Here is a 23,047-nt window from a genome sequence, read left to right as displayed (position 1 = left end):
AGTATTTAAAAGTGCAAATGATTTCTTTTTAGAATAACGCATATAAACACTCCTTTTAAAGATTGTATGTACGCAGTTTATAAAGGGGATATAGAACCTATAGGTATAAGACCTTATACCCCCTCTCTTGTGAGGTTAATATGCCTATCATGTGAGCATGCTTTAATAAGCTTATTCAGTTTCTCTTAGTTCTAATTTTGGTAAGTTCTTAACAATTTTCATTGTTTCTAGACTTACTGTAATAACCCTTTGAAACAACTCTAGAGGATAGGCAGGGTTGCCAATGGTTTCAACAGCATAACGATTGGCATCATTCACAATACCACTCTTTTTATCAGTCTTTACACATTGACGCCCCATAACCCATTCAAGAGCGGGTCTACCATTTACGATATACTCATAAGCTTCAAGAGGGATATCTGTTATTGTGATATTGCTATTGTAAATAACAGTGGTTTTATCTTTATCAACAGTGGTTTTATCTTTATCAGATTTTCCATTTTCTTTAACTGCTTTTGCGAATTTCATTTCAGTCACATAATAAAACTTTTCGGGATTAGAGATGTCAGTTAATTTTGGATTACCCTTTTTAAAGGTCTCAGGATAAGGTTCTACAGTTTCATAGTTTACGTACAAATGACCCAATTCATGCCCTGCTGTTACAAATTTCCAAAATCCTTAGCAGTTTTTATATAAAGAAGACGAGGCAATTCTTTAGAGAGGTTATCAGCATAACGAGTGCGATAATCTTCTGAATGCAAAAGACCGTAAACATAATAAAACAGATCATCTTTAGTGTTTTTTTCATTAGGATAAGCAGTTTTAAAATGCGCTAATCCTTCATCAGTTATGGCATTACGCATTTTCTTTTTTTCTTATTTTAGTAATAAGCTATTGTCATGCTATTTTTCTTATCAAGCGATAATAATGGAGTGTTTCTTGTTGTCTCTAATATGTAACAGTTCCAATAAATTTGGTCTATTCTATGAATAACGGCCTTTACTTGAAGCCCAAGATTATATTACATGCAACACCTTAAAATTAAGAAGCATATAGAGTGTATGATTGTCATTTAACAGTGCCATTGTAAAATCTTCAAAAGCGGGGGAAATGATATGGTTTGCACAATCAATAAAGCAGGTGTATACAGTACAGTCTATGCTTTTCTCTTAGATTCTAGAAGTATTATTCTCATCAAAAAATTAAAAAATTGTTACGCGGTTGGCGATTTTTTCTGTGACGCTGACGATATGGTTCATTTTGTTGCTCACTTTGAGGGCACAATGAATGCATAGATTTTTTTTTACTTTTGTTTTTGCGGCTTTTTTGTGCCTTTTCTCGTTGCCGAGTTTTGCCGAAAACATTCGTGAGAAAGCGATTAATCAATCAGAGAGCATCCAACGACAACAAACGCAAGAACAGCGTTTTCAGCAATTACACCGTAGAAACGAAACACATGGGGTCTTTTTGCCAGATGATGATACCCCATCTCCCTATGGTGCTTCGTCTGGTACAACCTGTTTGCTGATCAAAAGCATTGAATTTGTTGGTGCTCAGTTGATTTCTCACACCGACCTTCATGAAGCCATTTCTCTTTGGGAAGGACGGTGTTTGGGGATTGCCGAAATCAACAAAGTGCTCAAAGCGGTGACCAAGCTTTATATGAAGCGCGGCTATATTGCGGTGCGGGCTTATTTGCCTGAGCAAGATTTAAGCGGCGGTCATCTCAAGATTGTTGTTGTTGAAGGTGTGATGGAAGATATTACCCTTGATGGGCATAAAGTTGAGAGGAGACTTCAAGGAGAAATCACCACGGCTTTTCCAAACCTTATTGGGAAGCCGACCAATCTGCGCCAGATAGAGCAAGGGCTTGATCAAATCAATCGGCTTTTCTCACGCCAAGCCACCATTAATCTTGGTGCGGGGAGCAATTCGGGTGGTTCAATACTCGATGTTCATATTGAAAAACAGAAACCTTGGCTTATTACGCTTTCCAGCGATAATCTTGGCGCTAAAGCAACAGGAATTTATCAAACGCGCTTGAGCCTTTCTTTTGATGATCTGTTAGGGATCAATGATCAATGGTCGTTTAGCTATCAGCGTTCTATGGATGGTAGTCCGTATCATTTTTCTCATAAGCGTCCCAATAGTGATACTCTAACGGGATCATTTTCTCTTCCCTATGGCACTTGGACAACAGGTTTTGATGGGACGTGGAGCCAATATCATTCAAGTGTTAAGGGGATATTTTCCGATATTATGACTGCGGGGAAGTCTTTATCGCTGACACCATGGATTTCACGGGTTATTGATCGTGATCAAGAGGGAAAGACGTGGGTTACGGGACGGTTGACATGGAAATATTCTGATAATTTTATTATGGGCAGTCGAGTTGATGTTTCCAGCCGTAAATTGGCTATTGCAACCTTTGAGCTTGATCATTCGCGCAAGTGGCTTGGAGGAGAGTTAAGCGCGCATATAGGGTTTCATAAGGGTTTGGCAATTCTTGGCGCTTATGACGATAAAGAGCAAGAGAATGCAACAAAAAATTCACCCAAAGGGCAATTTTCCAAATTGTCTTTTTCTCTAGGCTACGTGCGTCCTTTTTCGCTTCACCAGTATAATTTTCGCTATAACACACTGTTTTCAGGACAATTATCACCCGACACGTTGTTTAGTTCAGAGCAAATATCGCTTGGTGGCAGTTCCTCTGTGCGCGGAGTGCGTGAGGCGATTTATTATGGCAATAATGGGGTGTTTTGGCGCAATGAATTGTCGCTGTTGTTGCCAGGTTTTTCTTCGAGAATGGGGCGTAATTTTATGAGCCAATTTGCCCCTTATATGGCGCTTGATCTGGGAGCCGTGGCCAATGATGTAAGCAAAAACAGTTTTGGCGGGTGTCTCGTTGGGGCAACTCTGGGTTTCCATGCAACCGGAGACATTACGGATGTTGATGTGTCTTATTCGAATATTTTAACCCAATCAACAGTGCGAGAAAAGGGAAATGCGACAGGGTTATTTCAAGTGCGGGCATTATTGAGATTTTAGAGCAAAGGGGCGGTAAAAATATCGCTGCGCTGTTTACACCCATATGGGTTGTTTTTTTTAAAGAGATAAAGAATTTTATGAGGAGCTGAAGATGCGGGGATTGAAAAATCAAAAGCATAGATTGGGATATGGATACAAGCGAGGGCAGCGCGTTCTTTGTGTTTTGCAGCGAGGGATCCATAAAGGGCTTTCACTGGTTTTAAGTTTTTGCTTAGCTTTTCAGCCTTTGTTGTTGCAAGCACAAGCGCTTGGAGCGCGAAGTCCTGTTGCACAAGAGAGCCAAGGGATTAAAGCAGCTGACGGGGTTGGCTCTGTTTTCCGCCCCACGGTGGGGAAAGCCGGCAATGATGTGCCGCTGATTGATATTGTTCGCCCCAATGGACAGGGTCTTTCTCATAACAAATATGACAATTTCAATGTTGATACCCATGGCGTGATTTTGAACAATTCGACTGAGGAGGTTTCGCGTTCACAGCTTGGGGGATTGGTGCCAGGCAACGGCAATTTGCGTTATAGCGGTGCGGCAAAGGTTATCCTCAATGAAGTAGTAAGTGCCAATCGCTCGCGTCTTGAAGGCGTGAGCGAAGTCCACGGGCATATGGCGGATGTTATTATCGCCAACCCCAATGGGATTACCTGTAACGGTTGTGGCTTTATTAATACTCCACGGGTGACTTTATCAACCGGACAACCGATTATTGGAGCCGATGGGGCTTTGAGTGGATTGCGTGTTGAGGGTGGTGATATCACCATAGGCGCTCGTGGGGCTGATGGGAGTGCATTAGATATTTTTGATCTTGTTTCGCGCAAGATCAGTGTCGGGGGTCCCATACAGGTCAAAGGAGATTTGGCTGTTATCGCTGGTCACAATCATTTTGATTATGACAAACGCGAAGCAACTTCTCTTGGTTCTGATGGCAAAGAGCCAGAATTGGCGATTGATTCCAGTGAGTTTGGTGGAATGTATGCGGGGCAGATCCGCGTGATTGCCAATGATAAAGGCGCCGGCGTTAAGATGCGCGGAGACATGGTTGCCAATGCAGGCGCCATGAGATTGACAAGTGATGGCAAGCTGGTGATTGCCAAAGCACGTGCCAAAGGAGTAGTGAAGGCTCACTCCCACCACGACAGTGTGCATGTGAAAGATCTTCTTTTTTCAGAAGAAGCGGTTGAACTGAAGGCTTTGAAACATGTTGAACTGGCTGAGAAAGCTCGCGTTGCGGCAAGCGGTGCTGTTGATGTGCGCGCCGATGTGATCAAGCTCCAGTCTCATGCTCTTATAGCAAGCGGTATTGGAAGTGATGGTCAACAGTCAGCGACGGGTTCTTTGCACTTACAGGCAGCAAAGCTTGAGGCGGGGAATGGGCGGATAGCCGCCGGTGATCTTTTAAAGATCCAAGCAGCAACAATTGATCTAAGCCGCATGCAAGACAATGATCAAACAGGGGTTTCTTCCCTTGGCGATCTGATCATTGAAACCAATCAAATCACCGCTTTAAACAACCATATTGGTGCCAAGGGGAATATTGTCTTGAGCGCCGATGATGCGCTCACTGTAGGCGCTGGACATTATAGCGCCGGCGGCTCTCTTTTGGTGGAAGCAGCAGAGCTTACATCACGTGCGCGCTTAGTGGCAGAGCAAAAAATTGACCTTTATGCGCATCACGGTGCCCTGATCCAAGAAGGCTCTGTGTTGTCCAATGGGGAGATAACGCTGGATGCCCATGGTGCTCTCAATCATACTGGTGATATTGTCAGTATGCAGCAGGTTGCATTGACAGCGGGGGGCATGCTCACAACCGGTCAAGAGAGCACGATTTTAAGTTATGATGTGGTTTTAAGTGCTGATGCTTTAATCCAAGCAGGGACTGTGGAAGCCCAAGAGGGAGCATTAACCCTTCAAGTGCGTGATGGGGTTATCAATAGCGGCACAATGCGTGGTGAGAGTGTCGATGCTCATATTGGTGCATTTACCAATCAAGGGACGTTTATTGCAACCGATGATTTGCATTTGATGGTAAACGCACAAGAAGGCGTCGATCCGCAACAAGCTTTTCTTGAGAATACATCCGAAGGGGTTCTTCAAAGTGGCGGCGTTTTGGTTTTGATCGCAGGGCGATTAGACAATGCCGGTGTGCTTGGCTCTAGTGGTGAGAGCGTTGCCCTCAATGTGGCAGGGAATGTCAGCAATAGTGGGCTGATTTACGCCAAAAAATCTATGGATCTATTCAGTGATGGTAATCTGACCAACACACAGGGCAGAATTATTGCTGAAGAGGCTCTCAGCATTGGTGGGCTGAAAGAGACACGTGCTGGTCATATAAATAATGAGGCTGGTCTTCTCAGTGCTTTAGCCGGTGAGATGAAGATTGTTGCAACGTCTTTTGTCAATAAAAGCGCTGAAGCGACAAATTCAGATCAACAAAACGCTACACATGATGAAGGTGCGCATGTTTTAGCGCGGGATGGTTTGCGCATTGATGTGGGTAGTTTCGAGAATGTTGATGGTCTCATTTCTACGCAAGGGGCAGTTAATATTGTTGCTGATAGTGTGATCCAAGCAGGGCACATAGAGATTGAGCGTGGTGACCTTCAACTGACCAGCCATGGTGATTTAACCAATAGTGGTACGATAGCAAGCAATGGCGCAATCACTGTGAATGCGCAAAACACTCTAAATCAAACGGGGCGCATTGTTTCGCAAAAGCGGATAGAACTCTCAACCGATGGCACCTTAACACTGGGTGAGACAAGCCAAGTTGGTGGCTATGATGTAACGCTGAAGGCAGGCACACTCGCCCAAGCTGGGCTTATAGAGGCGCAAGGTGAGGAGCTTACTCTCGAAAGCCACGGTGATTTAACCAATAGTGGTATGATAGCAAGCAATGGCGCAATCACTGTGCGTGCGCAAAACACTCTGAACCAAACGGGGCGCATTGTTTCGCAAAAGCGGATAGAGCTCTCAACTGATGGCACCTTAACACTGGGTGAGACAAGCCAAGTTGGTGGCTATGATGTGGCGCTGAAGGCAGGCACACTCACCCAAGCTGGGCTTATAGAGGCGCAAGGTGAGGAGCTTACTCTCGAAAGCCACGGTGATTTAACCAATAGTGGTACGATAGCAAGCAATGGCGCAATCACTGTGAATGCGCAAAACACTCTGAACCAAACGGGGCGCATCGTTGCGCAAGAGCGGATAGAGCTCTCAACTGATGGCACCTTGACACTGGGTGAGACAAGCCAAGTTGGTGGCTATGATGTGGCGCTGAAGGCAGGCACCCTTAATCAAGCTGGGCTTATAGAAGCGCAAGGTGAGGAACTTACTCTCGAAAGTTACGGTGATTTAACCAATAGCGGTATGCTTGCAAGCAATGGCGTTATTGCTTTGCGTGCGCAAAACACTCTAAACCAAACGGGGCGCATTGTTGCGCAAGAGCGGATAGAGCTCTCAACCGATGGCACCTTGACGCTGGGCGAACCAAGCAAGGTTGCCGCCTATGATGTAACGCTGAAGGCAGACACCCTTAACCAAGCTGGGCTTGTGGAAGCGCAAGGCGGAGTACTTACTCTCAACAGCCATGGTGTTTTAAGCAATTCCGGTATCATGGTGGGCGGTGTTGTTGATGCGAAGCTTGGATCTTTAGCCAATTCAGGTCAGCTTTTAGCCAGTGACAGCTTTACGCTTATAGCAGAAAGCCATGATCCGTCATTGGGGCAAGCTGCTCTGGTTTTAAATGGTGAAGACGGAGTTCTCAAAAGTGGTGGCGCTTTTGTTTTAACCGCAGATGTTTTGGACAATGCCGGCAGTATTGGTTCAAGTGGTGATGGGGTTGCGCTCAATGTGAGCGCTGATATGAGCAATAGCGGGCTGATTTATGCCAAGAAATCTGCCATTTTCTCCTTAGATGGGGATTTTATCAATAAGTTTGCCGACGTCATTGCTGAAGACAATCTCATCATCCGTGGTTTAAGTGGAGAGCGAGCTGGTCATGTGATCAACAGCTCAGGGCTTTTAGAAGCCGTATCCGGCGATATGACCTTCGATGTCTCAGCGCTTACCAATGTGCGCGAAGGTGGGGTTGAAGTTACCGATAAAGTGGTTAATCGCAATGTCCATGAAACATCACATACCGAAACAGATGGGTGGCTTTTTGTTGATACAACTACCACAACTACCAGAGTTACAACGACGGTTAGTCAGCAGCAGCCTCATTTTACCAGTAATGCTGCCCAGATTTTAGCAGGGCGTCATCTCACGGTTCATGCCGGCGATATCCGTAATAGCTATAGCTTAATTGCTGCCAATGGCAACATTGTGATGCATGGCGATACGCTGCTCAATGAGGGGCGTGATTTAACCGAAACAACCAAGATTGAGACGACAACACATATCGAAACTACATCTGGTGATATTTTGGGTGCAGGGCTTATTCAATTAGGAGATACAGACACATGGGAATATGTTGATAATCCTGTAATAACCAAACGCACTTATGATGCTGTTTACGGCACGATTGAAGCTGGTGGCACTCTTGATGTCAAGGTTACAGACACTCTTGACAATCATGCAGTGCGTGATGGAGCCGGTCAAATTGGTTTAAGCTCTGGCAATAAAGGCTTGACTGGCGTTAAAAATACTGACGTTGATGGTTTTAAACCGTCGATCAGCTATAGCTCTGGCGATCAAGGTTTGGCTGGGGGACAAACACCCGATTTTGACGGTTCCAAACCACTGATTAGCAATGATCGATTGGACGGTATTATCAATGGTTTGAAAGGGCACAAAGGGCTTTTTGCACCGAGTATCCAAACACCCGCACCAGAATCCATACAGGTGCCAACGCAAGATGGGCTTAACTCTGTCAAGACAGAGTTGGCTGGCAGCCAATCACCGGATGTGCCGTTTTTAATCGAGACGCGACAGGACTTTATCAACCCAAGTAAATTTTTAGGATCGGACTATTATTTAAAAAAGATTGGCAATTATAAGCCTGAGCACGTGTTTAAAAGATTGGGCGATGCTTATTTTGAATATCGTCTGGTGGGTGAGCAAATCTTTGAGCTGACAGGCAATCGCACTCTTCTTGATGTTGAAGATCCCAATGCTCAAATGCAAAGGCTCTATGACAATGCTGTGGAGCAGCAAGGTCCCTTGGGGTTAGTGCTAGGCAAGCCCTTAACGCCTCAGCAGATTGCTGGGATCAAAAAGGATATGATCTGGCTTGAGACCCACCTTGTCGACGGACAAGAGGTCTTAGTGCCCCACGTTTATTTGGCACCAAATTCTTCTTTAGCACAAGATGTTTATGGGGCAAAAACGCAGCAAGAAAATCTTGCCAGTGCACGTTTGAAAGGCAATGGCGTCACCTTGAATGCGGACCGTCTTACCAATAGCGGTGCTGTGGTAAGTGATGATGCACTGCACGTTTCGACCACGCAAACTTTGTTCAATAATGGTGGGTTTTTGCTTGGTACCGGTGCTGTAGAACTCACCAGTAACGGTCTTTTAGCCAATTATTCCGGTGTTATTCATGGTGATACGGTTGCCATGACGGGTGATACGATTGTCAATAGCACCGCTAAAATCCGTGACACGAATGCATATGGTTTTGGTGATCGAGCTGGGCAGAAGGGACAAATTCTCTCTAATCATGAATTAAACATCCAATCCCTTGGTGATCTTGGCGCAGAGGGTGGGGAATTCACCAGCGGCGGTCCGATGACGATGATTATCGGTGGTTCTGCCACGTTTAGTGCATTGGCGCTAGAAAGTGAACATGCACAGACATTGGAAAAAGGGCATTATAACGCCCAAAGCAGAGAGCACCGTTTGGCAGAAGTCAACAGTGGGGATGATCTTAACGTTGTTACGAACGACGACCTCATCATGGATGGGGTTAAGGTAAAAGGAGAAGGTAATGGGAATCTCACCAGTGGTGGTGCTTTCACGCTGACTTCGGTGCAAGACGTTAACAGTTTTGACTTGGATCTTAGGGGCAAAGAAGGCGACAAATCGAAACAAAAGAATAAGTTTCGTCAACAATCAACTGAAGTTACCACAAACAAAAGCACGGTGGAGTTTAGCAAAGACCTCTCCATGCATGCGCAAAATGGGGATCTCACACTTGGTGCGGCAGGGCTATCAAGTGGTGGCGAGATGCATTTGGCATCAGATAAGGGGAAGATCAAGTTTCTGACCAACAAGGATCAAGATTTTAAGGATGTTTATCAGCGTAATGAAAACCTTGTGTGGTGGAGTGAGGGTGACGAAGGTTACCTTAAGGAGACCATCGAGCATGTCACCATAGATGCTAAGGGTGGCATGAAGCTTGATGCAGGCAATGGCTTTGTTGTCGAATATCAGGCAACCGGTGATTTAGACAAATCCCTTGAGCAATTGTCACACTCTCCAGGCTTGGCATGGATCAAGCAACTGCGTGATGATCCAGAATTATCCAAGCAAGTGGATTGGCAAGCAGTAAAGGCTGAATTTAAAGATTGGGATTATAAAGCCCAAGGGCTGACAGAAGCCGGTGCGGCTCTCGTGGCATTGGCTGTCACGGCGGTTACAGGCGGAGCAGCCTCGGGCGCTGCCAGTGCCATTACCGGTGCTTTGGGGCTTGGCTCTAGCACCGCCATGAATGCAGCGATACAGGCAGGTGTCCAAGCGCTGATTAACAAAAGCGCTGTGGCTCTTGTCAATAATCGCGGCAATATTGCCGGCGCCTTGCATGAGCTTGGCTCTTCCAAGAATATTCTCAGCATTGTTTCGTCGATGTTGACAGCAGGCTTAACCAGCCAAATAACGGAAATGGTTGGTGTTGGACAATCTTTGCCAAAAACCGCTCCTTTTGTCGATCGTATCGCCCTTGAAGCGGAAAAGAACCTGATCAAAGCCGCCATTGGCACAGGCGTGCAAACGGCTCTTGAGGGTGGCTCTCTTGACAAGAACTTTTTTAACAATCTGCGCATCGCCCTGTCTGATACGGTTGGCAAATCGTTGGCAGAAGAAATCGGTACCGCCAAGGCTGAAGGCAAAATAGATACGGTCACACAGATCGTTGCCCACGCCGGTCTTGGCTGCTTAAAAGGCGCGGTTGCGAGTGGTGCTTGCTCTGCCGGTGCTATCGGCGGGGCTGTGGGTGAAGCCACAGCCATGCTCCAGTTTAAATTGTGGGTGCAAGGCATTGTGAAAGAGGAAATGGGGGATCTAAACGGTCGCACCCCAACTCCGGAAGAGGAAGCGCGTATAAACGCAAAGATTGATGCGCAGTTTGCTGACTTTAGAGACCACACCATTGATGTCGCACGGGCTGCTGGGGGCGTTGCCGCTGCCCTTGCCGGTGGCAATGTTGATGCCGGCGCCGATGCCGCTGGTAATGCCGCTGCAAATAACTTTTTGAGTAGTGCACAACGCGCTCAGAAGAAGAAAGAGTTAGAAGAGTGCCCTGATGATCAGTGTCGAAGAGAGGTTAACGAAAAATGGTTCGAGATTAGTGAAGAGCAAGATAGGATTTTTGAGATAGGTCTTGCGAAGGGTACGATTGTTGGTGCCGTAAAAGCAATAGGAAACGGAATATCTGAGACAGCTCATGACGTTAAAGAATTAGGATCGGCAATAGGAAACGGAATATATGCGACAGTTCATGACGTTAAAGAATTAGGATCGGCAATAGGAAACAGTTCAGTTGATGAGATCTATCAAAATGCCCTTCAAGGCGTTGGAACAGCAAAAGCTTGGGTCACGAGTGGGCATATATTTGATGATGTCTGGGAAGGTGCAGGTCAACTCTGGGAAGGAGTTGGTCAATTCTGGGGAGGTGTTAAGGATTCCTTTAGAGGGCGTATAGATCACATAAAGGATTCCTTTAGAGGGCATACAGATCACATACATGAAACAATGGAGAAAGGGAGGGATGGAGCTTTCAGTGCTGGTGTTGAATCTGGCGAAATGGCAGGTGAAGCAGCAGGAAAAATGGCTTATGAAGTGGGTTCTATAGTGGCTACTGACGGTGTTGCTGCAATAGCCAAGGGAGGCGTAAAGCTTGCGGGCACGCTTGTAGAAAAAGATCTCATCAAATTCGCTGCTAAAACTGAAACAACAGCTGTTAAGACAGGAGAGGAAATCGCTCAATCAATTGGAAAGATGAGTGATGAAATTGTTGCAACTCAATATTTGGGTCAGGAAAGAAAATTCTGGTCAGCGGCTCCCATTGAGGTTGAGTTTGAAATGACTTACAAGGGAGAAAAAATCACTCAGACAAACAAAGTCTATCAGAGAGATGATCTGTTTGATCCTAACCAGATTGTTTCTTGGAGACAAGGAGGGAAAAAAGTATGGGGTACCAATATTGAGAGGATGAAAAAAGGAAAAGCACCTCTAGGCTTCGATAATAAACCTGTTGAATTGCATCATATGCTGCAAACACATGATGGCCCCATAGCAGAAGTTACTAATAAGTTTCATAATGAACATCATTCTGTTATTCATATTAATCCTAATACAATGGGATCGGGTATTGATAGAGACATTTTTGATAGGTGGAGACCCAAATATTGGAAGGAACGCGCTAAGATTATAGAAGAAAAGATGAAGCTAAAAAACAAGGAGAATAAACTATGAAAATTTATACTTTAGCTGATGTTGCACAATTAGTTGATAAATATCAGGATGTTATCGATTTTGGCACTGCAGAGGATGCGCCTGATGATATATGGATAAAGAAAGCTGAGGAAAGTCTCGGCTTACAGTTCACAACTTCTTATAAAGATTTTTTGAAAAATTATGGAGGAGGAGAAATTGGTTGTGAAGAAATATTTAGCATTTATGGGGATTATGTAGGTATTCCTGCTGGTGATATTGTTTATTATCACTTAACAGATATAAAAAATGGTTTAGCAAAACCAGAACAGCTTGTTGTGAGTAGAACTGATTTTGGTGAAACCTTTTACTTTGATTATACTCAGTTTCGAGATGGAGAGTGTCCGCTCTATCTTAAGTTTCCACCTAGCGATCCCCAGTATTACGCAAGTAATTTTTATGAATTTCTCTGTAAAAGAATTAAAGAGCACGCAGGGGAAGATTTATGAAAACTTACACTTTATCTGATGTTGCACAATTAGTTAATAAATATAGTGATAGTGTCAATTTTGGTACTGCAGACAATGCTGTTAATGATGTGTTAATTGAAAAGGCTGAGAAAATTCTCGAACTGCAATTCACATCTTCTTACAAGAGTTTTTTGAAAAATTACGGAAGAGGAGAAATTTGTGGTGAGGAAGTATTTAGCGTTTATAATACAAATTTTGAGATTGCACGTAGTGATGATATTGTTTACCGTAACTTGAACGATATAAAAAATGGTTTAGCAAAACCACAGCAGCTTGTCGTCAGTAAAAATGATTTTGGTGAGATACTTTACTTTGATTATTCTCAGTTTCAGGATGGTGAGTGCCCACTCTATATCAGAATTCCATCTGGAGATTCCGAGTATTACGCAGGTAATTTTTATGAATTTTTATGTAAAAGAATTATCGATAATTTAGAATAATGTCTTTTAATATGGCAGTTTCATTTTGCTGAATCGCCATTCCTTTCTTGTTTTTAAGAGTGCAAACATTTCTATTATAGAAGTGAATTGTAATTTATAATGAATAGTTTTAGGGGGGGATCATCTATGAAAACTTACACTTTAGCTGATGTCACAAAATTAGTTGAGAAATATAATGATCGTATTAATTTTGGTACTGCTGATGATGGAGTTGATGATGTACTAATTGAAAAAGCAGAGAAAACTCTCGGTTTGCAGTTTACAACTTCCTACAAGAGTTTTTTAAAAAATTACGGAGGAGGAGAAATTGGTTATGAAGAAATAATGAGCGTTTATCTTATAGACTTTGAGATTGCACGTAGTGATGATATTGTTTACAATCACTTAACAGATATAAAAAATGGTTTAGCAAAACCACAACAGCTTGTCGTTTGTACAAATGATTTGGATGAGTCATTTTATTTTGATTATTCTCAGTTTCGGGATGGTGAATGCCCACTCTATGTTGAAATTGCATCTGGAGATTCAGAGTATTACGCAAGTAACTTCTATGAATTCCTTTGCAAAAGAATTAAAGAAAGCGTGGGAGTTGAGATACCTGATGGTGATCAACCAATTGAAAAGATTGAGAACACTCCCACTCCGCAACCTATCCCTTTTTACAAGAGCTTTTGGAAAAAACTATGGAAAAGGTGAAATTGATAGTGAGGAAATATGGAGCGTTTATAACGCAAGTTTTGAGGTTCATCCATGAAAACTTACACCTTAGCTGATGTTGCAGAATTAGTTGATAAATATAGTGATATTGTTGATTTTGGCACTGCAGAGGATGCGGTTAGTGATGAAAGGATTGAAGAAGCTGAGAAAATTCTTGGTGTAAAGTTTACATCTTCTTATAAGAGTTTTTTAAAAAATTATAAAGGAGGAGAAATTGGAGGTGATGAAATATTTAGCATTTATAACGCAAGTTTTGATAAGTGTCCTGCTGGTGATATTGTTTTCTATAATTTGACGGATATAAAAAATGGTTTCGCAAAACCAAATCAGCTTGCCGTGAATAGAACTGATTTTGGTGAAACATTTTATTTTGATTACTCTCAATTTCGGGATGGTGAATGCCCACTCTACGTCAAGATTCCATCTGGAGCGTCACATTATTATGCAAGTAATTTTTATGAATTTCTCTGTAAAAGAATTAAAGAGCACGCAGGGGAAGATTTATGAAAACCTATACCTTAGCTGATGTTGCAGTATTAATTGATAAAGTGAATAAATATGATGATGAGATTATCAATTTGGGTAGTGAAGATGATGAAGAGAATGAAACAGATGATTTACAGATTGAAAAGGCGGAAAAAACTCTCGGCTTACAATTCACATCCTCTTACAAAGTTTTCTTAAAAAAATATGGAGGAGGAGAAATTGGTGGTGATGAAATCTTTAGCATTTATGGAGATTGTGGGGAAGGTATTCCTGCTGGTGATATTGTTTACCGAAACTTACTCAATAGAGAACGTGGTTTTGTGACACCAGAGCAGCTTTTCGTTAGCAGAACAGATTTTGGTGAAACCTTTTATTTTGATTATACGCAGTTTCGGGATGGAGAATGCCCACTCTATGTCATGCTTCCATCTGAAGATTGCGAATATTACGCCAGTAATTTTTATGAATTCCTTTGCAAAAGAATTAAAGAAAGCGTGGGAGCTGAGATACCTGATGGTGATCAACCGATTGAAAAGATTGAGCACACTCCCACTCCGCAACCCGTACCTTTTTACAAGAGTTTTTTAAAAAATTACGGAGGAGGAGAAATTGGTTGCGAGGAAATTTTTAGCATTTATGGTGTAGACTTTGAAACTGTTTATGGTGGTGATATTGTCTATAATCGCTTAACAGAAATGAAAAGTGGTTTAGCAAAACCACAGCAGCTTGTTGTCAGTAGAACTGATTTTGGTGAAACCTTTTACTTTGATTATACTCAGTTTCAGGATTGTGAGTGCCCGCTCTATCTTAGATTTCCACCTAGCGATCCCCAGTATTACGCAAGTAATTTTTATGAATTTCTCTGTAAAAGAATTATGGAACATGCTGGGGGGTAATGACGATGCAAACCAAAGACGCAACAGAGATTTTAAAAAAAGTTGGTTGGGAGCCCCATCGCGATGAAATGGGTGATATGTTTGCTTATTATCACCTCCCCGATCGCATAGTGCGTATTCATTATGGTGTCATAGATTATGGACGGGATAGCGGAAGATTGTGGGTTTCTGTCAGTCTTACTACTGCTGCTTATTGTTTTGGCTGTGAATATGCTAACGGTAAAGAATCGCAACCTCAATATGAGGATATGCTGATTTCTTCAGAAGAAGATTTTGGAGTTACAGCGCTGGAGTTTTTTGAAAACCACGTTAAGATAGCTTTAAACAAAGTGTTAGCTTGGGCGCAAGCACAAGATATTGAGCAAAAATTACGTGAAGAATCTGCTAATCATTCTCTCGTTGCAAAGGCTCTACTCGGCGATACCGAAGCTTTAAGGAATTACAAACCTACACCTCAATTACATACACCAGAGTTTTCTGATTATGAAAAGATGACACAGGTTGAGCGCGTTATCTTTTTTGCTGAGGCTTATAAAAATAACGAATTGGATGACATTTTAACACGCAAAAAACCGAAACAGCGTTTGATGAGTCTCACAGCAGCAACGCGCATTCTTAAAACCCAAGGGTGGTTTGCCACAGAGTCTGGAAAAATGTGGTTGGTTTTGCCCGACCGCTTTATTCAATTTGATTTTGGTTTTATACGTCTCCATGACAATTACAATGTCCGTATTGAAGCTGAAATATCTAATAAAGAGATTTCTGTCGCTTGCCATTATATTCACGATAGTAGAAAATGTAGGCAGATATCAGCTACAAATATTTATCAGTCTTTTAATACGATTGGGGGAGGGGTTTTTAGTGGTGTTGATAAAGGGATTGATATTCGTGTAGAGACATTAAATGAGCAGGAGCTTATCAAAATTTCTGAGCGGGTGATACAATGGGCGCGTGCTCAGGATTTAGAAGCAGCGATAGAAAGCAAAGCGCTTGTTCAAAAATATAGCTCTTGTCTCGATATTCTATGGCATTTGGCTTGTTTAGCATTAACAGGTCAAATTGATGTCTTGAAATCCTATCAAAATGCCGTAAAAGCAGGTACGATTTCTGAACATTTGGATGACGATGATGTGGAAAAATATGTTAATCACGCTGTTCAATTTGCTGAAGGACATCTGACCGTTTTAAAGGAGCGAGAGGCGGCGGATGCACGTATTGATGTACAATCTTTAGCTCTCCTTAATACAGTTTCTGAAACATTAAAAATGATGAACTGGACAGTCTATCGCGACAAAAATTATAATCGTAATGCCTATTTTATAAGCAAAGACCGTATCATTAATATAATGTACAGCCTTTATACAAAAGGAAAAACACCGATCGTTATATTCAAGGCTTCACTTTCAACACTTGCCTTTTCCACTGCTCATAGGGATGTTTTTCCCGAGAATCCTCAATATATAGCTCTCAAAGAGGCAGAAGAAGTTTATACAGTTTCTAGTGTTGAAGTTGAAGAAGGCAAACTAAAGCAAATCTGTGTGGATATTCTTAAATGGGCTGATAACCAAAACACCAACCAAATCATCTATGATTATGCGGCTTTGCCAACAAATAGTGAATTTTGCCTTGCAGAATTTCACCTTATTGCACTTATTTTGACTGGCAATGTCAAAAAACTTAAGTTTTATAAGGAGAGTTTTCAAAGAAAAAACCGTCTAGGCTTTGTAGATACTATCACAAAATATGATATTGACAACGCGCTTAATCTTGCCCAGCGTTATTGAACAGGTTTTCCTAAAAACGTTCCAATTTTGAGTTTGGATCCGCAAACAGTATCTGTTGCCTCCAAAACAACTTTTGTTGAAGTGGCAGGGGAAGTGGATGAAGCAGATGATAATGATAACTATCTCACCATGGAAAGTGCTGATTTTTTTAAGCCTTTCAAAAGATAGTTTATAACTCATAAGAAATGCTATCAAGACCATTATGGTTATGACTTTTGAGGATTTTGAAGGTTTTGAGGGTTCCTTTTCCCCCCTTGTATATTTTTTTTAATCAAAAATAAAATAATACATATAAGAAGCACCCCCAAAGCCCCCCAAAACTAATGATGGGGAGTGCTTTGAAGGTTCACTGTTATATTGTTTAATATTTTATAAGATTTCCAAATTGCCTCAGTGCGATGTCTTATGACTTTTCACTAAAGGATGCTGTTCATAACGTATGATAGGTCGACTGCCTTGGGAGCTATTGTCTCCAGAGATTTCACGAAAAACCGTCATCGTTTATTCCACGCTGTATTGCTTGAATGATGGGAATAATTCGTGAGGGTTGAATGTTTCCAATCATAGATAAAGTGACATGAGGGATAAAAACGGTTCCACGCTCGATACGGTCACAGGTAAATTGATCATCTCCATTAAAAGCCGTTAGATAAAAAGCACGGTCTGTTTGATATTCCTTACGTTCCAGATTGGCTAAAAAACCAGACAATTCATCACGCACCATTAAGAGACCACGGGGGGCTTTTAAGAGTTCCCCAAGCTTTTCGACCGTGATATCATTGACAATAAAGCGTCGTTTACCAAGAGTATCATCATTATTTTTACGAGTAGAAACTAAACGGTGTGCAAAGTGCATTATGCAATCATATTCGCAACATTATAAAAATAGTAATCTATCATTACTTACTGATAGGGAGCGCAGTATTGTAGAAAATAATTTGCTTCAATTACCAAATAAATAAAAATACAGTTGATTAAGGAAATTTTTGCTTTGTATGAAGCACACGTAAAATACGCACAACGCCATTTGAAATATCATAAATCATGATATAATTTGGATGTACAATAAGTTCACGTGTATTTACAATTCGTCCTAAACGACCAAGAGTAGGAAGTTTAACAAGTTTTTCTACTTTTTCAGATAAAAGCTGATCAAACTTTAAGGCAGCGGAAGGATTATCTTGTGATATGTATTCACGTATCTTTTTGCGGTCAACGTGTGCTACTTGTGTCCAAATTAGCTTCATAAAGTTGATCTATCGAGTTTACTTTGTGTTTTTAATCGCCATTCCTTTGCTTCTGCTTCGATTTCTTCAGAAGATATTATATCACCTGCATTAGCAGAATTTATCCCTAATTGAACTTGTTCCCGAAACCATAAATCGTGTGCACTTTTTTCTTTTTGTTCTTTTACGATATCGCGCATATAATCGCGCAATAATTGTGCAGCAGATCTATCACACGCCTTTGCTGCTTTGGAAAATTCATTTTTTAATACATCATCGACGCGAAAGGTAAATGTTGTCTCAGCCATTTTACGACTACTTAATGTGTTACAATATAATTCTAATGTAATACATTTTTACTATTTCTTCAATAGCTACTGTTAGAATAGATATCTTATATCTATTTTGCATTTTCATAGGGTTGAAAGAGGCGCCCATGCCAAACCCTCAGCACAGCACGTGTAATGCCCTGCGCATGCGTAAAAGAACACATCATTTAAAATCCTATAACGTTGCGTCATAGGACAGATTGTGCACTCTCTAGGGTGATGAGCTTGAGAAAGCCTTGTCCGTCCTTACGTGACAAGGTTTTCTTTTTATGCTGCGTCGCTTTGACGTTGCTGTTTCGCTTGCTCGATTACATTGATAAGATCTGATTGTAACCAACGCGATAAAAAACCAAATTTTAAAGGTTTTGGGAGAGAGCCATTAGTTACATGACGGCGGAATGTTGAGACACTCATATGAAGCAGTTTTGCACTTTCACGGTCTGTCAAAAGAATATCATTTTCTGTCATAATAATTTCCTTTCAAAAGTAAAAAAATGGTAACAAATCATAACCATTTATTAACCACATTTTGGTTCATTTTTGAAGGTATTTTATTTATAGAAAACAATATTTTATCATACAATTTCTTATGTGATAATTTATGAGTCTTATTGAGAGAGAATGAGAGAAAAGAGAGCTAAAGTTATCCACAGATAATGGGGTTATTCACCCCATATCTTAAGATTGACCCGTGACATAAGCCGCCCATTTATCCATATAAACGCGGCGCTGTTCTAGATAGTCAGTCCGACGATAGGCACGCTCTACTTTACCGCCGACCGTATGACTTAGAATGGTTTCAGCGACCTCATAGGGGGCATCGGTTGTTTCAGCGAGCCAATTGCGTAAACTAGAGCGAAAACCATGGGGGCAGGCTTCAATTTTATTTTTTCTCATATACGTAGCCATACATTTCTCAGCGAGGGGACCACGACCTCTAGCAGAAAAAAAGAAATCATTACGAGAAAGCCCGCGTGCTTGTTTTAGAATTTCTAATGCTTCTGTTGATAGAGGCACGCGAAATTCTGTTGTAGCATCACGCCTTCCTTTCATATTCTCAGCAGGAATGGTCCATATATCCTCCTCAACTTGATCTTTATGAATATGACGTAAAGGATTGGTACGAACGCCTGTCAGAATAAGCAAACGCAAAGCCAGTTGTGTTATGGTTGATGCTTCACAGAGTGTTTTATAAAAAGCCGGAACCTCTCTCCAATCCATGGCTGGTAAATTTTGCGTTTTATGACGTTGTTTACCTAAGAGAGCACGTGCTTTTTCTGTTGCTTGTAAATCAACATTCAAACCCAAAGCAGCCGCATGTTTGAGACAAAGATTGAGACGAATAAGAGCTCTATTAGCTGTTCCAGCTTTTGTATGCCAAATAGGAGCAAGCGTATTGCGTATCTCTGTTTGTGTAATCTCAGAAACGGGAAGACAGCCTAGTTTAGGGAGAATATGAAGGCGTAATGGTAAAAACCAATCCCCATCTTTACCATCATTTTTTAATTCAGCTTTACGACTTTCAAAAGCATCCAACGCGATATCTTTTAAATAATGGAGATTACTTATTGCCTCACGCTTTTGTTTTTCACGTTCTTTAATAGGGTCACGACCTTCACGAAGAACAGAACGCCACCCAGTTGCCAATTCACGGGCTTGTTTTAAAGAAACATCTCTCAAGGCACCCAAGCCCATTTCGCGGCGCCGCCCATGAATGGTAAAACGGTAAATCCATTGAGCACCTCCATCTTTACGCTTATGAAGTAACAAGCCGGCACCATCATTATATTTGCCAGCTCCCAATGTTGCGACAGCCCTTGCATTAAGACGGTTCATAAGAGCCATTTTTAGTCCTTTCTTATACAAATTTGATCCACACGCTCATCCCACTTGTTATGTGCAAATAGTGGTTTTGATTGATTCAAGATAAACAGATTTGAAATGAGAGAATCTTACGTTATTCGGGACTCTCACTCAACATACAAAACAGTGAATTATCATTATAAATCAATATCTTGTACGATGATGATGGGATATATGTTCCTCTTCCTTTTTTTTGGGGGAGTGTTTCTTGATGTTTTCTTAAGTATAGCAGTTGTTGCACTGTATTACTCTTTTCTCAAGCGTTTGTGTGCGTATTACAAGGTGACGAGACAGTTATCAAAAGCGCTGAAAAAGTGTGTGTAGTGGCTTAGAGTTGTTGTGAGGGAAAGAGAGGGATGAAGAGAGGCAAGAGATCTTAGAGGCAAAAGGGGATGCTTTTGTGGAGATGATCCTTGATGTTTTCTTAAAGGAGTAGTTGTTGCGCTTCACAACATGCAAGAGTGTACAACAAGGCGGTTTTGGAAATGGAGAAAGCAAGGAAAAAGCATGCGTCGTACTTGAAGCATCCATTGTACTTTTAGCGGTTCTTAAAAGAGCTGGCATGAAAAAAGGGAAGAGCAATGAAGAGGGAGAGCGCAACATTTGATAAAGAACCGCGCTCTTTCTTTTTTGAACAAGCGTTTCTTTCAATGAAAGATTATATCGTTATCTGTTTCCTCACTCTCATCCTTGAGTTTTGCAGAAAGATCCTCTTGGTGCCAATCTTAGCAGAGTGGAAGCTCAGTGTGTGGGGAGATCGTACTCTTTTGTCTGTCTACGTGCTGTTAGAAGTTATAGCGGTGTGTGTTGTTGCTTTTATACCGGTGATGTTGGGACTCTACATAGTCTTTACGGTTGGGGTGAAAAAAAACATTCAGAGACTGAAAGAATTAACCGGCAAACACCATAAAATAAACCATCTACAAAATGATCTGTATAAAAAGGGCATGAGGGGGAAAGTGAATAATCGTCTTATGGAATTTTTGGCTCTAGGGCTTATGCTCGTGACGATTTTTACTTCTAATATTATCATTTACATTTTGCTCTTTTATTATTCTACATTCAAGCGGGCGAGATTGTATTTCCAAGTGAAAAAAGAACGCAAAAGCGTGCTGAAAGAACGCGATATGTTCGTTTGAGAAACTATGAGAGGGAAAGAAGCAATGAAGGGCAAGAATGCAACATTTGATAAAGAACCGCGCTCTTTTTCATTCGAACAAACGTTTCTTTCAAGCAGAGATTATAAAAGAATATTCTGCATTTCTGTTATCCTTGTGGTTTTAAAATGTGCCATCTTTATACCACTCCTAGTAAAATGGAAACTGACAGAGTGGGAGGCTGGCGTTTGGGATGTTTTCGTATTTGTGCTGGAAATCATCTTGAAGGGGATTTTTATCTTTATACCGGTGATGTTGGTGCTGCACATTCTGTTGGGGTATCTGTTGAAAAAAAACCTTCAGCAATTGGAAGAAACAACTTGGCAGCGAGATGAAGCGATGCATAGTCTACAAGTGATTGGTCTAGAGGGCGATAAATCTCCAGAGAGTTAAGTCTAGGCGATAGGGGAAAAATTCAGTGCGATATTCTTCATCCTTTTTATTTTGAGCAAGGGGATCTGAGGGGAAATGAGTGGTCTTTTAATAGCATTAATTGTCTTTTTCAGTTTGGTTTTGATAGTCTATTCTATTTTCGTGACGCTGTTTATTTTAACACTGTATTACTCTGTTCTCAAACGTGCGAGGGTGTATTGTAGAGTGAAACGAGAATTGAAACGCGTAAGAGAAGAGCGCGACAGAGCACTTGCACAGTTATAGAGAGGAAAAGACTGATTAGCAGCTCTGTGACAAAAAAGAAGGCAGGGTTGAGGCATCATAAGACAGAGGGTGAAGAGAAGCCCATCAGGTTGGTGATGAGGAGGATGCTCTTATCCTTTGGAAAGCAACCGCGCTTTTAGAAAGTCTTTGTGGTTTGTTGAAAGTAAAGCAAGATATCCATTGCACTTTTAGTGGTTTTTAAAAGAGCGCGTATGAGAAAAGGAGTGTGGCTTACATGAGAAAAAGGAAGAACAATGAAGTGGGAAAATTCAGCATTTTATAACAAATTGCGCTATTTGTTTTTCGGGCAGGAGCTTTTTTCTTTTAGAGAGTGTATTGTCATTTATTTTCTCTCTCTCATCGTTGAGCTGTGTAACAGGATTCTTTTTCTGCCAAGATTGGCAGAGTGGAAGCTGAGCGTGTGGCAGGATACCACTTTTTCTTCTATCTTCGTGCTCTGGGAAGTTATTACAGTGTGTGTTGTAGCCTTTATACCGGTTATGTTGATACTTTACATAATATTATGGTGTTTGTTGAGAAAAAATACCTGGAAATTGAAAGAAATAAACCAGCAACGAGGTGAAATAACCCGCCACCAAAAGGATCCGGATAAAAAGAACGATAGGGGGAATATGTATGAGATTCTTATAGTACTCTTTGCCTTAGTCCTTACATTCGTGACAATTTGGATTGCTATTATTCCCATGGTTGTTTTGGAACTTTATTATGGTGTGTTTAAGCAGGTGAGAATGTACTGCTGTTTAAGAAAAGAACTGAAAACAGCGTTGAAAGAATATGATATAGCGTTTGAGAAGTCATGAGAGGGGAATAAGCATAGGGGGAATGGACATGGGAGAAACAGACAAGAGAGGAAGAAGCGGAAGAAGAGCTCTATGAGGTTTATGATGATGATGAAGTTCTGACTATGGAAAGCGCGACGGCGCTTTTAAAGAGCTTAGGGTGATCGGTTGAAATTGAGGGAAAAGGGGATTATTGGGCCACTATCTTCTTACCAGATCGCGAAGTGCAATTTCTCTATAATGACGAAGTCAACAAAGATTGCCCAAAATTTTATTGTGGGCTTTTAATTATGATCGGTATTTTTGCCGCGGCTTGCCAGACTATTAATCCTTATAATTCTAGGGGCTTGCTAGGGGTGCATTTGAAGTTTTTGGCTAGAGGAGCAAATTTTTGAGGAGAGAGTGACAGAGGATCGTTTAAAGCAGGCGCTTGATGAAATTTAAAAATGGGCGGTTTAATAGCTTTAACCTTTATGAGGAAATTTGCTCGCAGAAGGGTACTCTGACTTGGGGAAAGGACATTTCTTTTGGGA

At 41.5% G+C, this 23,047-nt stretch carries 15 protein-coding genes and 4 pseudogenes; 13 read left to right on the top strand and 6 right to left on the bottom strand.

The window, feature by feature from the left end; translation table 11 throughout:
• Positions 1–171: 171 nt before the first annotated feature.
• Positions 172–860, bottom strand: a pseudogene (locus ACKC4Y_RS07375) (type ISP restriction/modification enzyme); the annotation flags it as partial.
• A gap of 427 nt (positions 861–1,287) precedes the next feature.
• Between ACKC4Y_RS07375 and ACKC4Y_RS07370 the strand changes: the two are divergent.
• The 9 genes and pseudogenes from ACKC4Y_RS07370 to ACKC4Y_RS07330 all read left to right on the top strand — a co-directional run bounded on the left by ACKC4Y_RS07370 (position 1,288) and on the right by ACKC4Y_RS07330 (position 16,650).
• On the top strand, positions 1,288–3,048 hold the full coding sequence (locus ACKC4Y_RS07370; RefSeq protein ID WP_409361102.1) for a ShlB/FhaC/HecB family hemolysin secretion/activation protein: 1,761 nt from the start codon (positions 1,288–1,290) through the stop codon (positions 3,046–3,048).
• Between the two features lie 91 nt (positions 3,049–3,139).
• Complete coding sequence (locus ACKC4Y_RS07365; RefSeq protein WP_409361101.1) at positions 3,140–11,671, top strand: two-partner secretion domain-containing protein; 8,532 nt, start codon at positions 3,140–3,142, stop codon at positions 11,669–11,671.
• Positions 11,668–12,138 (top strand): SMI1/KNR4 family protein, encoded by a 471-nt coding sequence (locus ACKC4Y_RS07360; protein WP_252615157.1) that lies wholly within the window; start codon positions 11,668–11,670, stop codon positions 12,136–12,138. Before ACKC4Y_RS07365 ends, ACKC4Y_RS07360 begins: the two co-directional genes overlap by 4 nt.
• Entirely contained in the window at positions 12,135–12,599 is a 465-nt protein-coding gene (locus ACKC4Y_RS07355) for an SMI1/KNR4 family protein (protein WP_252619452.1), read from the top strand. The genes ACKC4Y_RS07360 and ACKC4Y_RS07355 overlap by 4 nt, the downstream gene beginning before the upstream one ends.
• Positions 12,600–12,725: 126 nt before the next feature.
• Complete coding sequence (locus ACKC4Y_RS07350; protein ID WP_409361100.1) at positions 12,726–13,295, top strand: SMI1/KNR4 family protein; 570 nt, start codon at positions 12,726–12,728, stop codon at positions 13,293–13,295.
• Positions 13,296–13,349: 54 nt separating this feature from the next.
• The gene (locus tag ACKC4Y_RS07345) at positions 13,350–13,823 is read left to right on the top strand and encodes an SMI1/KNR4 family protein (protein ID WP_409361099.1); all 474 of its coding nucleotides are present in this window, start codon (positions 13,350–13,352) and stop codon (positions 13,821–13,823) included.
• Positions 13,820–14,392: pseudogene (locus ACKC4Y_RS07340) on the top strand (SMI1/KNR4 family protein); the annotation flags it as partial. The gene ACKC4Y_RS07345 and the pseudogene ACKC4Y_RS07340, both read left to right, overlap by 4 nt.
• 18 nt (positions 14,393–14,410) lie before the next feature.
• Complete coding sequence (locus ACKC4Y_RS07335) at positions 14,411–14,698, top strand: hypothetical protein (protein WP_409362167.1); 288 nt, start codon at positions 14,411–14,413, stop codon at positions 14,696–14,698.
• Between the two features lie 5 nt (positions 14,699–14,703).
• A pseudogene (locus tag ACKC4Y_RS07330) lies at positions 14,704–16,650 on the top strand (DUF6990 domain-containing protein).
• A 322-nt stretch (positions 16,651–16,972) separates the two neighbouring features.
• Here ACKC4Y_RS07330 and ACKC4Y_RS07325 read toward each other — a convergent pair.
• From ACKC4Y_RS07325 to ACKC4Y_RS07305, 5 genes and pseudogenes are all read right to left on the bottom strand, one after another.
• Positions 16,973–17,296: pseudogene (locus tag ACKC4Y_RS07325) on the bottom strand (DUF3987 domain-containing protein); the annotation flags it as partial.
• Positions 17,297–17,456: 160 nt separating this feature from the next.
• Entirely contained in the window at positions 17,457–17,729 is a 273-nt protein-coding gene (locus ACKC4Y_RS07320; protein ID WP_004856836.1) for a type II toxin-antitoxin system RelE/ParE family toxin, read from the bottom strand.
• Positions 17,726–18,016 (bottom strand): CopG family ribbon-helix-helix protein, encoded by a 291-nt coding sequence (locus tag ACKC4Y_RS07315; RefSeq protein ID WP_208438788.1) that lies wholly within the window; start codon positions 18,014–18,016, stop codon positions 17,726–17,728. The genes ACKC4Y_RS07320 and ACKC4Y_RS07315 overlap by 4 nt, the downstream gene beginning before the upstream one ends.
• 288 nt (positions 18,017–18,304) lie before the next feature.
• Positions 18,305–18,505: a helix-turn-helix transcriptional regulator gene (locus ACKC4Y_RS07310; RefSeq protein ID WP_011180791.1), complete on the bottom strand. Its 201-nt coding sequence runs from the start codon at positions 18,503–18,505 to the stop codon at positions 18,305–18,307.
• 210 nt (positions 18,506–18,715) lie between these two features.
• Entirely contained in the window at positions 18,716–19,882 is a 1,167-nt protein-coding gene (locus ACKC4Y_RS07305; protein WP_409361098.1) for a tyrosine-type recombinase/integrase, read from the bottom strand.
• Positions 19,883–20,339: 457 nt separating this feature from the next.
• Here ACKC4Y_RS07305 and ACKC4Y_RS07300 point away from each other — a divergent pair, with 457 nt between their 5' ends.
• The 4 genes from ACKC4Y_RS07300 to ACKC4Y_RS07285 all read left to right on the top strand — a co-directional run bounded on the left by ACKC4Y_RS07300 (position 20,340) and on the right by ACKC4Y_RS07285 (position 22,535).
• The gene (locus tag ACKC4Y_RS07300) at positions 20,340–20,507 is read left to right on the top strand and encodes a hypothetical protein (RefSeq protein WP_409361097.1); all 168 of its coding nucleotides are present in this window, start codon (positions 20,340–20,342) and stop codon (positions 20,505–20,507) included.
• A gap of 139 nt (positions 20,508–20,646) precedes the next feature.
• Complete coding sequence (locus tag ACKC4Y_RS07295) at positions 20,647–21,039, top strand: hypothetical protein (RefSeq protein WP_409361096.1); 393 nt, start codon at positions 20,647–20,649, stop codon at positions 21,037–21,039.
• 146 nt (positions 21,040–21,185) lie between these two features.
• Positions 21,186–21,392: a hypothetical protein gene (locus ACKC4Y_RS07290; RefSeq protein ID WP_409361095.1), complete on the top strand. Its 207-nt coding sequence runs from the start codon at positions 21,186–21,188 to the stop codon at positions 21,390–21,392.
• 576 nt (positions 21,393–21,968) lie between these two features.
• Positions 21,969–22,535: a hypothetical protein gene (locus tag ACKC4Y_RS07285; protein ID WP_409361094.1), complete on the top strand. Its 567-nt coding sequence runs from the start codon at positions 21,969–21,971 to the stop codon at positions 22,533–22,535.
• Positions 22,536–23,047 lie beyond the last annotated feature (512 nt).

The organism is Bartonella heixiaziensis, from assembly GCF_046245125.2.
Taxonomy (GTDB): domain Bacteria; phylum Pseudomonadota; class Alphaproteobacteria; order Rhizobiales; family Rhizobiaceae; genus Bartonella; species Bartonella heixiaziensis.
Note: the sequence above shows the minus strand (reverse complement) of the source record. Positions and strands in the feature narration are given on the sequence as shown.

Excerpts from the sequence above, each read along its gene's own strand:
- ACKC4Y_RS07370 (WP_409361102.1), top strand. The coding sequence starts at position 1,288 with ATGCATAGATTTTTTTTTACTTTTGTTTTTGCGGCTTTTTTGTGCCTT.
- ACKC4Y_RS07365 (WP_409361101.1), top strand. The coding sequence starts at position 3,140 with ATGCGGGGATTGAAAAATCAAAAGCATAGATTGGGATATGGATACAAG.
- ACKC4Y_RS07360 (WP_252615157.1), top strand. The coding sequence starts at position 11,668 with ATGAAAATTTATACTTTAGCTGATGTTGCACAATTAGTTGATAAATAT.
- ACKC4Y_RS07355 (WP_252619452.1), top strand. The coding sequence starts at position 12,135 with ATGAAAACTTACACTTTATCTGATGTTGCACAATTAGTTAATAAATAT.
- ACKC4Y_RS07350 (WP_409361100.1), top strand. The coding sequence starts at position 12,726 with ATGAAAACTTACACTTTAGCTGATGTCACAAAATTAGTTGAGAAATAT.
- ACKC4Y_RS07345 (WP_409361099.1), top strand. The coding sequence starts at position 13,350 with ATGAAAACTTACACCTTAGCTGATGTTGCAGAATTAGTTGATAAATAT.
- ACKC4Y_RS07320 (WP_004856836.1), bottom strand. The coding sequence starts at position 17,729 with ATGAAGCTAATTTGGACACAAGTAGCACACGTTGACCGCAAAAAGATA.
- ACKC4Y_RS07315 (WP_208438788.1), bottom strand. The coding sequence starts at position 18,016 with ATGGCTGAGACAACATTTACCTTTCGCGTCGATGATGTATTAAAAAAT.
- ACKC4Y_RS07310 (WP_011180791.1), bottom strand. The coding sequence starts at position 18,505 with ATGACAGAAAATGATATTCTTTTGACAGACCGTGAAAGTGCAAAACTG.
- ACKC4Y_RS07305 (WP_409361098.1), bottom strand. The coding sequence starts at position 19,882 with ATGGCTCTTATGAACCGTCTTAATGCAAGGGCTGTCGCAACATTGGGA.
- ACKC4Y_RS07290 (WP_409361095.1), top strand. The coding sequence starts at position 21,186 with ATGTGCCATCTTTATACCACTCCTAGTAAAATGGAAACTGACAGAGTG.
- ACKC4Y_RS07285 (WP_409361094.1), top strand. The coding sequence starts at position 21,969 with ATGAAGTGGGAAAATTCAGCATTTTATAACAAATTGCGCTATTTGTTT.